Source organism: Longimycelium tulufanense, assembly GCF_014645795.1.
Classification (GTDB): domain Bacteria; phylum Actinomycetota; class Actinomycetes; order Mycobacteriales; family Pseudonocardiaceae; genus Longimycelium; species Longimycelium tulufanense.
The window spans coordinates 68061-81805 of record NZ_BMMK01000005.1; the positions used below are offsets into that span (position 1 = coordinate 68061).

A 13745-nucleotide genomic window follows, 5' to 3' on the forward strand; every position below is an offset into this window, starting at 1 on the left:
CCCTACTCGTAGTTTCGCGCTGCCAGCAACATACGGGCGCACAGTTCCCACGAGGGAGACTCGGGAGGCTCTTGGCCTCGGTTTCGATACAGGCTGGCCATGCTCGCGACCCATGCCGCCATGGCTTCCAGGTAGCGCTCGAGGGTAGGGTTCTCCCATTCATCACCGTGTTGCGCACAGTCCTGGGCCAACAGGCCGAGCAGCTCCGCGAGGTCCTGTCGGGTACGTACGTTCCCGGCCCTATCCTCGAGTTCCACGCCACCACACCTCTCTCCCACCGCCGAGACGTATGGCGATTCCGATGCCATCGGTCTCGGTCGTAAAATGATCGTCCCACTTCTGCGCAATTTCACGCCGCGTGGCCATTCGGTATGGTACTGGAACATCGGCCATCTGGAAAGCAGCCAACCGGCGATTGTCCAGCGAGAAAAGCTTGCCAGAATTCTGTACCAATCTGATCGGGGGAATACTCGCGGCCTCTACCGCTCCGGCCTTCAGGTCCCGGGCCAGCTCGAAGACCGAGTTTCCGCTCGAAAAGAACTTGCCCGCGCTGTCCTGTGTGAAGCGCACCTCGAAGGGATCGATGCTCCTGCAGTTGTGAACAAGGGTATCCGCGGCGGCGGCCTGGGGGGCTTCGGCCGCAACGTAGTAGGTGTGGACCCCATCGACCGTGAGGTTGTGGACCCGCTCGTATGCCGAGCGCGTCCGGGTCTGGACGACCTGCACGTACGTCCCGGCCGAGGTCCGCAGCAGGTTCCCGGGCCGCAGGTCCTTCGCGTCGACCCACCGGCCCTGGTCGTCCACCCAGAACGGGTGCTGGTCCGTCGCCTCGATCTTCGCCGTCGCGTCGCCCTTGTCCCCGTCGACATCGACGACGACCTCGACGATGGTCTTGTCGCCCTCCCCGGTGATCAGGTTTGTGACCGGCTTCGCCTCGGTCCGCCCCGTCGTCGGATCCGTGGCCAGCACCATGTCGCCGACCCGCACATCCTGGATCGCCTTCCGCGTGCCATCGGCCATCAACACCGACGTGCTCGCGGTGAAGCTGTTGCACCCACCAAGCCGGGAGGTCACTCCTCCACTCATCCGACCGCGAACGATGTTCCCCGCTTCCGCACGCGCCGCGCCCAACGCACTCTGCCCCGCGGACCGGAAACCAGCTCCGAGGGCACCGACACCGGCCCGAAGTGCCTGCCCGGCAACGGCTCCCAGCCCACCGGTCAAGCCGCCGAGCACCCCGCCCAACAGGGCGTTGCCCGCGATCTCCCGCAAGCTGTGCCCACCTTCGACGACGTCGTGCACCACCGATCCGACCGCTCCGGCCAGGGCACCACACGCCACCGCACCGACCCCGGTCCACCCGATGGCGACCCCGCACCCGACGCCGACCACTGCTCCGGCCACGAAGCCCGCAATCGCCGCCTTGTGTGTCTGCACGAACTCAGACACCGCTTGTGTCGCCTTGGACACCGTCTCCACGACCGTGCCGGCAGCTTCGACCGCTTTCTTGTAGATGACCTTCACGGCCTTCGTGGCATCGGCGACCACGTCACGCACTGTGGCAACGACCCTCGCGGGCAGGTGGGCCGCGGCCGACACCACCTTCTTGATCCCGGCATACAACGGCTTGATCGCCGCCTTGATCACTCGTATCGGGTTGTGCTTGGCGACCCAGGCCGCGGCTCGTTTCGCCTTCCGGGTCACCGCCTTCGCGGCTCTGATGGCGGCCTTCCGTGCCGCTGCCGCTCTCTTCTTGGCCCAGTTCACAGCCGCGGACACCTTGCTGCCGACCCACCGCGCGGCCGCGCGCACCTTGTTGCCGACCCAGCGGACGGCGGCCCTGGCCTTGTGGTAAACCCAGCGCGCGGCACTGGCGATCTTCCGGGCGACCTTCTTCACCCCGGACCAGGCCCAGCTCGCCGCCTTGCGGACCCCGTTGTAGACCGCCCGTGCACTGGACTTCACCACGCTGGCGGCCTTGTTCACGACCTTCTTGCACCAGCCGCACGACGGCCACTGCCCATCCGGGTCGGTGTAGTCCAGCGGCGCCCCGGCGCCATAGACGTACCGGTTGGCCAGGATCGATTCGCCAGCGACGTAGTCCACCTCGTCACGGGAGTTGAACCGGCCGGTTCCCGGGTCGTACCAGCGCGCGCCCATCTTGACCTGGCCGCTGTCCTGGTCCGTCCAGTCACCCTGGTAGCCGATGTTCCGTCGCTCCCCCTGCTTCGCGATGACCTTGCCGAAGGGGTCGTACGCGGTGGAGTCGGGCAGGCTGGCGAGGGCGGTGTCGGCAGGGTCGAAGCCGGCGACGAGGTCCTCGTGCTCGTCGGAGAGCGTCAGCCGCCGCGTGCCGTCCTGTTCGACGGCCAACAGTTCGTCCGCCGGTCCTCGCGCGTAGCGCGCCACTCCGTCCGACACCACTTCGTCGGAGGTGCCCGCGTAACTGAACGCCGTGCCGTTACGCGACACAAGCCGGTCCAACCCGTCGTACTCGTAGGCGGTGCCACCCTGGGCGATGAGCCGATCGAACGCATCGAAGGAGAACGGCTCAGTGAGCCCGGAACTCGTCCGCGACGCCAGGGTTCCGCGCGGGGTGTAGTCGTAGGTGTAGTCCCCGTCGGACCGCAGTCGGTTCCGCTCGTCGAAGCTCGCTTCCTTGTCCCCTGCCCGTACCCGGTTGCCCGAGGCGTCCCAGTGGTACTCGGTCGTCTTCCCCTCGGCGGTCCACGAGGTCAGCCGCCCCGCCTGGTCGTAGCCGTAGGTGTTCTCCCCGGCTCCCGCGGTTCCCAAAGTGTTCTTCCGCGTCAGGTGGTCGTTCTCGTCGTAGCCGTACTCGATGGAAGCCACCGCGTTACCGGTGGCGTTCACGAGCTTGTCCGACGCCATGCGCCCGATGTCGTCGTAGCCGAAGGTGCGCACACGCCCCGAGCCGTAGTCGATGGTCTTCGGCTGGCCCGCGCCGTCGTATCCCAACCGCTGCACGGTCGAGGTGAGGCTGTCGGTCACCGTGTCCAGCCGTGCGTTGCGATAGGCGTAGCTGGCCTTGCCGGCAGCGTCCGTGCGGCCGGTGAGCTGACCGTCGACGTTGTACTCGAATCCGGCCTTCCCCGAGGGGCCGTCCGCCGACAGGATGTTCCCACGGTCGTCGTACACGTACTTGTTGGTGTCCTTTGGCGCGTTCACGGTGATGAGGTCGCCGCGCAGGTTGTAGCCGAAAGTGCGGTCCGCAGTGGGTTTCTCTGCGCCCTCGCCTTTCTCGGACGTCATCCGACCTGCGGCGTCGAAGGTGCGTAACCGCTTCACGCCACCGGGAGCGGTCATCTTCACCGGGTTGGCCGTCGCGTCATAGGCGACGGTCCACGTGCGGTCCTCCGCCTTCGGATGTTTGGCCGTGACGGGCTCGATCACGGACTCGGCCAACCCCAGGCTGTTGACGGTGTAGAGGGTCGAGTTCCCGCGGCCATCGGTGTAGCGGGTGCGATTTCCCGCGGCGTCGTAGCCGAACGACGTGGTGATGGATTCGCTGTCGGACACCGGCTCGGTCTGCCGCACGAGCTGGTTCGCCGCGTCGTACTCGTACTTGGTGGGACGGCCGTACGGGTCGGTGGACGAGGTGAGGTTCCCCGTGTGGTCGTAGCCGTACTTCTGGGTGCGCAGGGTCTCCCCCGCCGGGTTCAGGTCCGACTCGCTGGTCATCCGGCCGAGCGGATCGAAGTCCTGGCGGGAGGTACGGCCGAGCGCGTCGGCGATGCGGACCTGCCGGCCGCGGAAGTCGTAGCCGTAGTGAGTCGGGGTACCGGCCGCGTCCGTGCTCTTGATCAGCTCACCGACGGCGTCGTAGGTGTAGGTGGTCTTGGCGCCGCTCGGTGTGATGGCGGCCGTCAGGTTGCCCGCGTCGTCGTACTCGTAGCGGGTCGTGTAGTTGTCGGCGACCGGGTGCCGCTCCACCCGGGTCGAGGTGATCTTGCGGTCGAGGTCGTCGTAGGTGGCTTCCGCCCGGGCCCCCGTCGGATCGGTGACCGAGAGCACCTCGCCCGTGTGCGTGTAGGTGTAGCGCCACACCGCCCGCTCATCGTTCGTGGCAGATGGCTCGTCGCGGACGATCATCCGTCCGAGCCGGTCGTAGGTGTAGCGCGTGGTGTTCCCGCGCGGGTCGATGACCTCCGTGGCGTTGCCCAGCCCGTCGTACCGGGTCCGGGTCGTGGGGGTGATGGGATCACTCGTACCCGGTGGTTTGTAGCTGGGAGCCGTGCTCGTGACGGGCCGGCTCAGCTTGTCGTAGGACACCCGGCTGACGTTGCCCAGCTCGTCCTTGACCGCGACCTGTTCATCGAAGGCGTTGTACCCGAACCGCCGCGTCGGCTCGACGGTCTTGGGTTCCTGCCCGCCGCTTTCCGCCGACACGGTAGGACCGACAGCACTCACCTGCCTACCGAGTTCGTCGTAACGGAAGGTCGTGGTGAACGCGGACTTGTCCGCACCATCGAGGTTTCCTCTGGGGTCAGTTGTCGACGTTCGCAGACCACGCTGGTCATAGGTGCGCGAGGTCACCAGGTTGCTCGCGCCCGCGACAACGGTTTCCTTGGTGACGTTGCCGGCAGCGTCGTACACGTAGTCGACGGTCTCGGCGTTGGTCGACACCGGCCACGGCACGTTGGATGCCTTGCCGGAGTGGCTGACCCGCAGCACGTTGCCGTTGTGGTCGTAGCGGAAGTCGGTACGACGAGCCAGCCCACCGGGGTCGACGACGGTGCTTTCCACCCGACCAGCTCGGTCGATCCTGTGCTCGGTGACCACGCTGCCGTTGCCAGCGACCTGTTTGATCAGGTTTCCGGCACCGTCGTAGCTGTTCGACTCGACGACGTAGTCCCGTTTGCTGCCGTCCAGGTTGCGGAAGTCCTTGAGCGTGACGCTCTGCAGCTTGTCGTCGTCGTAGTACCGGTACTCCAGGCGGCGACCCATCGCGTCGGTATGCCGAACCATCCGCCCGGCGAAGTCGTAGGCGTAAGAGTTAAGAACGAGGTACTCGGGCTCATCACCTTCCGCCGGCGCGTCACTCTTGAAGTCCCACAACCTCACCTCGGCAATCTTGTTGCGGGCGGTGTAGCCGTACTCGTAGCGGTTTCCCTCCGCATCGATCATCGAGGTCTTGTTCCCGAACCGGTCGTAGCCGAAGCTCGTCTCATTGCCCTCGGCGTCAACCTGGCGTTGGACCCGACCGTGGTCGTCGTACTCGAAGCTCGTCACTCGGGCATCGCCGCCAGCGAGCGCGTCAGTCTCCTCGACCCGGATCACGTTGCCGTCCGCGTCGTAGCCGTTGGTGCTCTTGGCCTGGTGCTTCGTTCCGTTGACCGCGTCGGTGGTTGCCGGCTTCGTGACGCTGGTGAGACGGGACAGGCCGTCGTAGGTGTAGGTGGTGGTCGCACCGTCGGGATAGCTGTCGGAGACGGCGGTCTCCTTGGTCTTCCGCCCGAGTGCGTCGTAGGAGAACTTGGTGACCAGGCCGGAAGGTTCCGTGACCTGGGCCAGGTCACCGTTCTGGTAGTAGCGGTACTTGGTCTGGGCGCCGCGCGGATCCGTGGTTTGCAGGACCAACCCCGGTGGTGTGGCCCCGCCATCGACGGCCGGCTCCGAGCCGGTGCTGTAGGTGTGGCGAACGATGCCACCGTCGGGGTTGGTCTGGGTCGCCAGCTCTCCGGTGCGGCTGTATGTGTAGATGGTGCGGAACCGGTTATCGTTCGGGCCGTCCGACCTACCGTCCCGGTGCTCGGTCGGCATGTCGCTGCGCGGATCGAACGGATCGACCGGTTCGGCGGGGTAGGTGTAGTACTCGGTGTAGCACTTTTCCTTGGTACGGCAGGTCTTGCGCGAGGTCACGTTTCCGCGCTTGTCATAGGTCAGATGGACCGAGGCGCCGTTCTCGTCCGTGATGAGGTTCTGGAAACCCTGATCGTCGTAGGAGAACGTCCGAACGCTCATTCCGTCGAGCGAGTGGCCGTCGAACACCGGCCCCTTGGAGGAGTCCGGGACGGTGGTGCAGAACTTCGGGTCGCCGGGGTCGGGCTCGGTACAGGTGGGGGTGGTCGTCGGCGTCGGCGAGGGGCTCGGCTCGCCGGGCCGATCCTCCTCGCGCATGCCCAGGCCGGTGGGCGCCGCGGACCGGATCATGCGGCCGGCCAGGGCGTCGTACTCGTACAGGTGGAACCGGTCGGCCGGGTCCCGGACCTCGATCGAGCGCCGCAGGTCGGTGTCCCCGCCGTACACGATGGGCGCACCGATCTTCCAGGTCCCGCCGTTGCGGTCGGTGTACTCCCTGACCCGGTCGAGCCGAACGTCGTACTCCACCCGGGCCACCGTCCGGCCGCTGGGCAGGGTGACCTCGGTGAGTTGGTCGGCCTTGTGCAGGCCCTGCTGGTGATGCGCCGCCACCGCGCCCGGTCCGAGCGGATGCGCGTAGACCGCGACCTCGTCAATGGTGCCGGAGTAGAACCATCGCGGGCCACTTCCCCACGCCGGCCACGACCCGGTGGCGTAGGCGGCACCGACCTGGTTGAAGGTCAACGCCGACAGGTCGGCGTACTTGCCGCGCACCGTCCCCACGGCCTTGCCGTCGAGGTAGAGGGTTTGGGTGTCGCCCCGGGCGGTGAGGACGGCGTGGTGCCACTTGCCGTCGTTGACCCGGGCTGTGGAGGTGATCGGGGCGATCGAACCGTTGGCGAACTGCCCGCGCAGTTTCCCGTCGTTACCCACGTAGAGGATCGGTATGCCGCTGCCCGAGGTTTGGTCGAGGGCCTTGTCCTGGTAGCCGATGAGCGGCCCGCCGCTGCCGGTGATGTTGTTCTTGAACCACAGTTCGACGCTGGCGTCCCGGTTCTTCTTCAGCGTGCCCTTCGGCAGGTCGACCAGGGACGAGGTCCCGTTGAAGGAGGCAGCGGTGTCGTCGGCCTCCGCGATGGCTCCGGGCGCGCCGAGCGCGACGTTCTTGTACTCGCCGCGGTCCTTACCGAGGTTGACGGCGACCTCGCTGCCCCCGTGGTCGCCCTGTGCCTCGCCCAGCCGGTGGTAGGACTCGGGCCGGTCGTCCAGCACCGCGCTGCGGTAGTGCGAGCCCGAGCCGTAGGTGTAGGTCGTGCACGCCCCGCCCGGGGTGCAGACCTTCGTCAGCAGGTCCCCTTCGTAGTGGTAGGTCCAGCTCAGCGGCGACCCGTCCACCGGGTCGGTCGTCACCTTCGCCACGTGTGCGCCCGACCACTCGAACCGCAGCGAGCGCCCGGACTTGTTGGTCTGGCTGTTGGAGACGGTGGCCTTGGCGAGCTTCCCGTCCGTGCCGTAGGTGAGCACGAGGGACCGCAGGGCAGCATCAGTGATCTTGGTGAGCCGGCCGGACGACGCGAAGTGGTAGGCCATGCCGGACTTGTCGAGCAGTTTCCAGTTCGCCCCCTCCAGCCCCAGCGACGCCGTGCGTCCCTGGGGCGGGGCGAACGAGCCGTCCGGGTTCTTGCCAAACCGAACCTCCTGCCCGTCCGGGTACCTGATCACGACGTTGCCGGAGCCGTCGTCATCCGGAGCGAGCCGCATGTCGTAGCGGGTCGTCCAACCGGTGCCGAACAACGACTCCCGCCGCGGGTCGAGGCTGTTGTACGTCCGCACCACCGACAGTTCGGGTCCCACAGTGACGACCGGAGCGTCCACCGCGACCGTGGTGAAGTTGCCTACCTGGGGATCGAACTCCTTGTCACCACTGCCGTAGGGCGCACCTGCGATCCGCGAGGTCAGCGCCGGCTGCGGGACCGCGGTGACGAGGGTGCTCTGTGGCGAGGGAACCTCGGTGGTGGCGTCCTTGACGAAGGCTCGCCACAGGTAGTTCCTGCTCCACACCAACTTCTCGGCCGGAACCGTCCACGCGGGGCTGTTTTGGTAGTCCGAGCGGAAGCAGTTGACCGGCTTGCCGTTGTCGTCGGACTTGCAGACCTCGAACCGGTACTTCAGCTGGCTTCCCGGAGGTGCATCGATGTCGATCGCACGCGCCCACAGCTGCGGTGTCAACGTCTGCGCCTGATAGCCGTTCGGTGGGTGGAGCTTCTCCACCACGGGCGGAATGTCGATGACCTCGAGCACGATGCGGGCCGGCGGCACCTGCTGGTCGGTGAAGACGACTCCCCCGGACCGCACCATGGTGAAGTCCACGAAGTACTTCCCCGGTGGCAGCGGTTTGATCTCGGCGGTCAGGGTGACCTTCGCGTTACGGTCGATATCGCCGGGCAGGCTCGCCGAACGCTGTTGGGTCACCGAACGTCCGGTCTTGGCGTCGTAGACCCGGTAGGCGAGGTAGTAGTTTCTCCGGGTCCACTTCTCCGCGCTTCGGTTGGTGACGGTGACCTTCACCTTGCCCGACTGGTTCTGCAGCACCGGGGGCTCGGGGACCGGGTTGGGGATCCGGTAGCTGGCGTTGTACGGGCTGTGGGTGACGAACAGCTTCGGCGGGTTCGCGGTGCCGGAACCGGCGATCCGTTTCCACGCGTTCGAGTCGCTGGCGGAGGCGCGCAGGGACAGCCCGTTGTTCGGCTTACCGTCCACCCACCCCTGGACCACCTTGCGGCCAGAGACTCCGAGGTTGAACAGGGTTCCCTTGGCCGGGCAGGCCGAGCGCGACTGACCTGTCCTGATGTAACCATAGGCGAAGGATTTGCTGGCCAGCGAGCGGCCCACGCTGGGGCCGGGGTAGGAGTAGTTCGACCCAACGGACCAGGACTGGGTCACCGGATGTACCGTGACCGGCCGCGCACGGCACGACGCGGAGTCGAAGTTGACCAGGTGCAGCTGCGCGCCGTAGATCGTGTGGTGACGCAGCCGGCCCACCAGCTTGTTGAACTTCAGGTAGGACGCTGACGCAGCACCACCCTTGCGGCCAACAAGCAGCTCACTGCTCCCCGAGCGGGAGGAGTTGCCGTGCACGACCATGCTGCTGTCGGCACCGGCTGAGTCCACGCTCGGGTCGACCATGACGGGATAGCGCCGTTCGGGGTCCCGCAGCCAGGACGAGTCCAGGCGCACCTCCAACGCGGGGCCACCGTCACGGGACACGATCCGATAACTGACCCCGTTGGAGACCTCGGCATCCGGTTTCGCGTCCCACATGAAGCCGGACGGGATGACGGCCCGCTGCCGCCCGCTGGAGTCGACGAGCTCCACCTGTCCACCGACGATCTTCGCCTCGAGCCCGGACAACGAGAGCGGGAACACGTAGCTGTGCGGAACGTCCGGCGAGCGCAGGACCAGCGTCTCCTTGACGCCCCCGCCCTGGGCTTGAACCTTGAGGTCGACTCCGCCCAACACGTCCGGATAGGTGACGGTGTCGCCGTCAGCGTTGCCCGCCACCGCCGCCGCCCCCGCAAGACCGAAGCCGGCCGCACGGGAGTCGTCAAAACCCAGCCGGACCAGTTCCTTCACCTTCGCCTGGCCCGCTAGCCGAATCTCGACGGCGTCAGCTGCGTTGCGCCAGCCGTCGGCTGCGGGCACCAGGCGTGAGTCGATCGGTTCCCAGGTTCCATCCCGGGTCCGATAGTTCAGGGGCGCGGTGGCGAACTCGGTGGTCTCGGTGCCGTCCTCGTTGCGGTAGACGCGCTCGTGCGAGCTTCTTCGCTCGGGAAGCTCAACGCTTGTCCCGGGGTCGAACGTGGGCTCGCGCGTTGGCGCATCCGCGACTTCGGCATGGTTTGCCGGAGTGGGTGGTTGCTCGCCGGTCCACAGCGGAAACTGGCTCCGCAAGGTCTTGGGTCTCATACGATTGCCGGATGACCCGACCAGGTGCTCCGAGCCCGCCGCGGAACCCCATTGCTGTTCGGGAGCAGGTCGCGCCTGGTGCTCGACGACATCTGGCGACGCGAACTTCACCGGCCCACTACCGACAACGGTCAGCAACAGGGCACCGACGACGACTGTCGACAGCCACACGACAGCCCGCGAGACGGGTATGACCCGAGGTGCCCAGAGCAGTCCGGGCCGGCGTAGCGCGTCCATGCGGCCCCCAGTTATGCCAATTGGACGGTCACTCCAACTGGACGTTTTCCGCGACAAGCAAAGTCAGCCTGGCACAGGCCCGTTCCCACCGTGAGCATCCATTCGGCCGCACCCGGCACGGCGTTCGGCGGACTCCCGACGGATTGTCAAGAAGTGATCTCCGCGAGGTAGCGTTGCGGTTTCGTCCTGTCGTGTTCCTGCCACACGAGCACTGGGGCCCGGCAGAACGACCACGAGCACGATGCGCCCGGACGCGGGAGCGGTCATTGACACATCAGTCAATAACCGCCAGTTCGAAACACATCAGTTTGTCAGTGCGGTTAACCACTTCCGGCTGAATGATCCGCCGAGCCTGCGGTGAGAGGTGGAAGGTACGTCGAAGCCCCGGAGGATCTCCGGGGCTTCGGTGTGTAGGTGGAGGTGTCAGACGTCGAGCGTGCCGCGTTGTAGCTGGCGGACGAACGCCGACCAGGTGGCGGATTCGAAGATCAGTGCCGGGCCGGTGGGGTTCTTCGAGTCACGGACGCCGACGACGGTGTGGGCCGAGGCGACCTCGACACACTGACTGCCACCACCGCCGTTCGAAGTACCGCTGCGGCTGGACTTCCTCCAGTCTGCGGAGGCCACCTCAACACAGTTCGAACCGCCTCCGGCACTCGAGGTACCGCTGCGGCTACTCTTCCGCCATAGCGCGAAGTCGTAGGTCATGGAGCCCCCTCGGGCAGCTCATCGATCACGCCCTTCACGAGCGCAACCGAGTCCGACGGGTTCAGAGCGATCGTTGACAGCCGCTCGAACGCGAGGGTACATGCATGAACGACCTTCGGATCCACCATGTAGAGGTTCCCGGCGCGGCCATCGGTGTAAGCCATGTCCGCAGCCTCGGGGTCGGCGAACCTCAGCACGCAGAACCACCCTGCCGTGCCTGGATGAGCACCGATCGTCGAGGGGATCACCTGGAACGTGACATTCGGGCGATCGACAAGCGTGAGCAGCTGGGACAGCTGGTGCCGTAGCACAGCTGGTCCCCCAATCGGCCGGCGGATGACACTCCCGTCGACGACGACCCGCAGGCTGATCGGGTCTTCCTGTGTAAGCAGACGCGTCCGCTTCATACGCGCTCGGACGCGCCGCGCTAGCTCACTTCCTCGAACATCATCGTCACCGTTCTCGATAAGCGCCCGCGCATACGGCTCGGTCTGGAGCAAGGCAGGAAGCAGAAGGGGCTCGTACCAAAGGATCTCACACGCTTCGGCCTCGTATCCGACATAGTTTCGAAAGTCGGAAGGAAGGGCGTTACCCGGCTGCTGCCACCACCCGCGCTCCCGTGCCAACTCGCTGAGATGGAGTAGCCGGTCCCGTGCCTCACCATCGACGCCGTACAGATTGAGCAGGTCGCGGACTTCATGAACATCCGCCGGCCGCTGTCCGGTTTCGATGCGCGACAGCATGGCCTTCGAGGTCCACGGGACGCGTGCCGCTACCTCCACCAGTTTCAGGTCCGCCCGCTTCCGCCAAGCCCGCAACTCCGCTGCGAGCTGCTTACGGGCCACGGTCGGGCTGGTGACTTGTTCCATCCGTCCACCTCCTGCTCGCGCCCTCGCCCCACGCGTCATTCGGACGAGTGGATCTCTTGAGAGTTCCACTGTCTTCTCTTGTCAAGACACTGAGAATCTCAGCATCCTGTTGCCTACGTCACGTTGTCGATCAAGGCGCTCAGCCTAGATGGAGGTGGCTTGTGGACCCGGATCGGGACTACTGGCATCTCGTCGAGTACTTCCAGGTCGTGCGCGGGGTTCGGCGCCTCGTCCACAGCGAGTGGGTGTGCGACCACGGCTTCTATGTCGGCCGGCGGGCCGGCGTCACCACCGTCACCGCAACCGCCGAGGGCTACGCCCGCGAACTCTGCGAGGAGCACGCGCGGGGCAGCCCCGGCCGCTGGATCGTCCGCGTTTGGCGCATCACCGCACCGGACGCCGGAGCCGACCGCATCCAGAAACTCTGCACCGTGGAGGTCCGCAGTGGTACGACTCAGTCCCCTCCGCCCGCCCCGATGGCTCAGAACTGACGCCCGCTGGTCTGAGGACCCCGATCAGCCGGGCGTCTGGCACTTCATTGCCCGCCCGTGGTGGCGAACACCGCTCCCTCCCCCTCATCACTTCTGCCGCCCGAGAACCGTCGATCTGAACCGCAGCGAGCAGTGGTGTGCCTGCGGTGCTTGGTCGTCACTGACCAACACACGCTGGCGGGGCAGGAACATGCGGCGTCGGCTTCACCACCTTTTCGCTCTGCTCTGACAAGCCATCCGGTACGCGACCGAGAACCTCAGTGACCTATCACCTCTTCGGGGAGTGCGGCCTCCCGGAGGCGCTGGGGGTACTTGCCGACCGGCACGCGGGCGATCTCCTCCGCCTTGTCATAGGAGATCACCGAGATTGTGCTGTCCTGGCTGTTGGAGACGAAGCAGCGCGCGCCGTCCTTGCTGGTGAGCGCCCAGTACGGTTCGTGCCCGACCGGAATGATTCGATCGACCGTCAGCGCCGGACGGCTGAGGATCGCGACGTAGTTGGAGATGGTGCCCGCCGCGCACAGCTTGCTGCCGTCACCGGACATGGCCAGGCCATGGTGCGCCGAATCGAGGGGGTAGTCCTCGCGCTTCATCTTCTTCGCCTCGTCGCTGAGGGGGAGGTCGACCCTGCGCACGATCTTTCCGCTGGGGACGTCAACCTCGACGAGGCCGTTGAGGAACGAGAGCTGCATGTAGATGGTCTTCTCGTCCGGTGTCATCACCAGGGGCCGGATGCCGTGCTCGAAGGGAATTGTCCGGATGACCTCGAGCGTCTTGGCGTCGACGATGGTGAGCTGACGTTGTCCCTTCAGTGGCTCCAGGAAGTCGGGGACGGGAATGACACCGATGCTGGAGTTGTAGAGCCGCTGGCCGTCGGGCGAGAAGTCGTTGCCGTGCGGCCAGTCGCCGGTCGGGAACTCCCCCACCACCGCGCCGTCGGCCGCGTTGAGGACCTGGACCTTCCGTGCTGTCAGCGCGGAGACGAACAGTCGGGTGCCGTCCGGGGACAACTGCATGTGGTTGGAGTGGAATCCTTCGATCTTGGTGCGCCAGAGCTGCTGCCGTGTCTTCAGGTCGATGGCGACCGTGTCGGCGAGGTTCCCGCGGGAGACGTAGAGGGTTTTTCCGTCAGGTGAAACGGCGAGGTCGTCCACGAACCGGTCGCCGCCGGCCTGGCCCCGGACGACCTCGTAGCCAATGCGTTCCACCGGGTTCATCTGGTCCAAGCGCTGCTGGAGGTCGGGGATAGCGTTGATCTCGTCCAGCTTCGCCATGTTCTGGGAGTCGAGCAGCGTGATGGTGCCGCCCTCGGCGTTGCCGACGAGCAGGACGTCGCGGTCGGCTCCGGTCGCCCCCGGTGCCGGCGGTTCGGCGACGGCCGCGCCACTGCTCGCGGCGAGCAGGACCGCGGCGCAGGCCGCCAGGAGCAGGCGAAGTTTCGGTGTGTGGAATCTGGCCATCGCGTCCCCTCGGGTCCCATGCGGTGGGTCAGCGGCGGCGGCAGGACCACAACCTACTCAAAGGTAGCTATTTCGGGTAGACCGGATTCCGCACATGTCGCCGCAGGGCGACGGGAATCCGTCCTGGTGTCCTGGGAAGGGAACCGCGCTCTCTGGTTTCCCCTTGTTGGCGCGGGCCGTTACCGTGACCGGGA

The 13745-nt window shown here is 66.3% G+C and carries 6 protein-coding genes; 1 reads left to right on the forward strand and 5 read right to left on the reverse strand.

The genetic code is table 11. From position 1 onward, the window contains the following. Nucleotides 1–2: 2 nt before the first annotated feature. The 4 genes from IEY55_RS07810 to IEY55_RS07825 all read right to left on the reverse strand — a co-directional run bounded on the left by IEY55_RS07810 (nucleotide 3) and on the right by IEY55_RS07825 (nucleotide 11600). Nucleotides 3–257, reverse strand: a complete 255-nt coding sequence (locus IEY55_RS07810) for a DUF7660 family protein (RefSeq protein ID WP_189055485.1) — start codon at nucleotides 255–257, stop codon at nucleotides 3–5. Beyond that, nucleotides 241–9786, reverse strand: coding sequence for a polymorphic toxin-type HINT domain-containing protein (locus IEY55_RS07815; RefSeq protein WP_189055487.1), 9546 nt, complete (start codon nucleotides 9784–9786; stop codon nucleotides 241–243). The genes IEY55_RS07810 and IEY55_RS07815 overlap by 17 nt, the downstream gene beginning before the upstream one ends. Before the next feature lie 660 nt (nucleotides 9787–10446). Next, complete coding sequence (locus IEY55_RS07820; protein WP_229686178.1) at nucleotides 10447–10650, reverse strand: DUF397 domain-containing protein; 204 nt, start codon at nucleotides 10648–10650, stop codon at nucleotides 10447–10449. A 77-nt stretch (nucleotides 10651–10727) separates the two neighbouring features. Next, nucleotides 10728–11600: a helix-turn-helix domain-containing protein gene (locus tag IEY55_RS07825; RefSeq protein WP_189055491.1), complete on the reverse strand. Its 873-nt coding sequence runs from the start codon at nucleotides 11598–11600 to the stop codon at nucleotides 10728–10730. A gap of 161 nt (nucleotides 11601–11761) precedes the next feature. On the opposite strand from IEY55_RS07825, the gene IEY55_RS07830 reads away from it, so the two are divergent. Continuing rightward, nucleotides 11762–12091, forward strand: a complete 330-nt coding sequence (locus tag IEY55_RS07830; RefSeq protein WP_189055493.1) for a hypothetical protein — start codon at nucleotides 11762–11764, stop codon at nucleotides 12089–12091. Nucleotides 12092–12348: 257 nt separating this feature from the next. Here the strand turns inward: IEY55_RS07830 and IEY55_RS07835 are convergent, their stop codons facing one another. Further along, nucleotides 12349–13551: a YncE family protein gene (locus IEY55_RS07835; protein ID WP_189055495.1), complete on the reverse strand. Its 1203-nt coding sequence runs from the start codon at nucleotides 13549–13551 to the stop codon at nucleotides 12349–12351. Between the last annotated feature and the right edge of the window lie 194 nt (nucleotides 13552–13745).

What these genes read in the sequence shown, in the direction of transcription:
- IEY55_RS07815 (WP_189055487.1), bottom strand. Translation starts at nt 9,786, where the DNA reads ATGAGACCCAAGACCTTGCGGAGCCAGTTTCCGCTGTGGACCGGCGAG.
- IEY55_RS07825 (WP_189055491.1), bottom strand. Translation starts at nt 11,600, where the DNA reads ATGGAACAAGTCACCAGCCCGACCGTGGCCCGTAAGCAGCTCGCAGCG.
- IEY55_RS07835 (WP_189055495.1), bottom strand. Translation starts at nt 13,551, where the DNA reads ATGGCCAGATTCCACACACCGAAACTTCGCCTGCTCCTGGCGGCCTGC.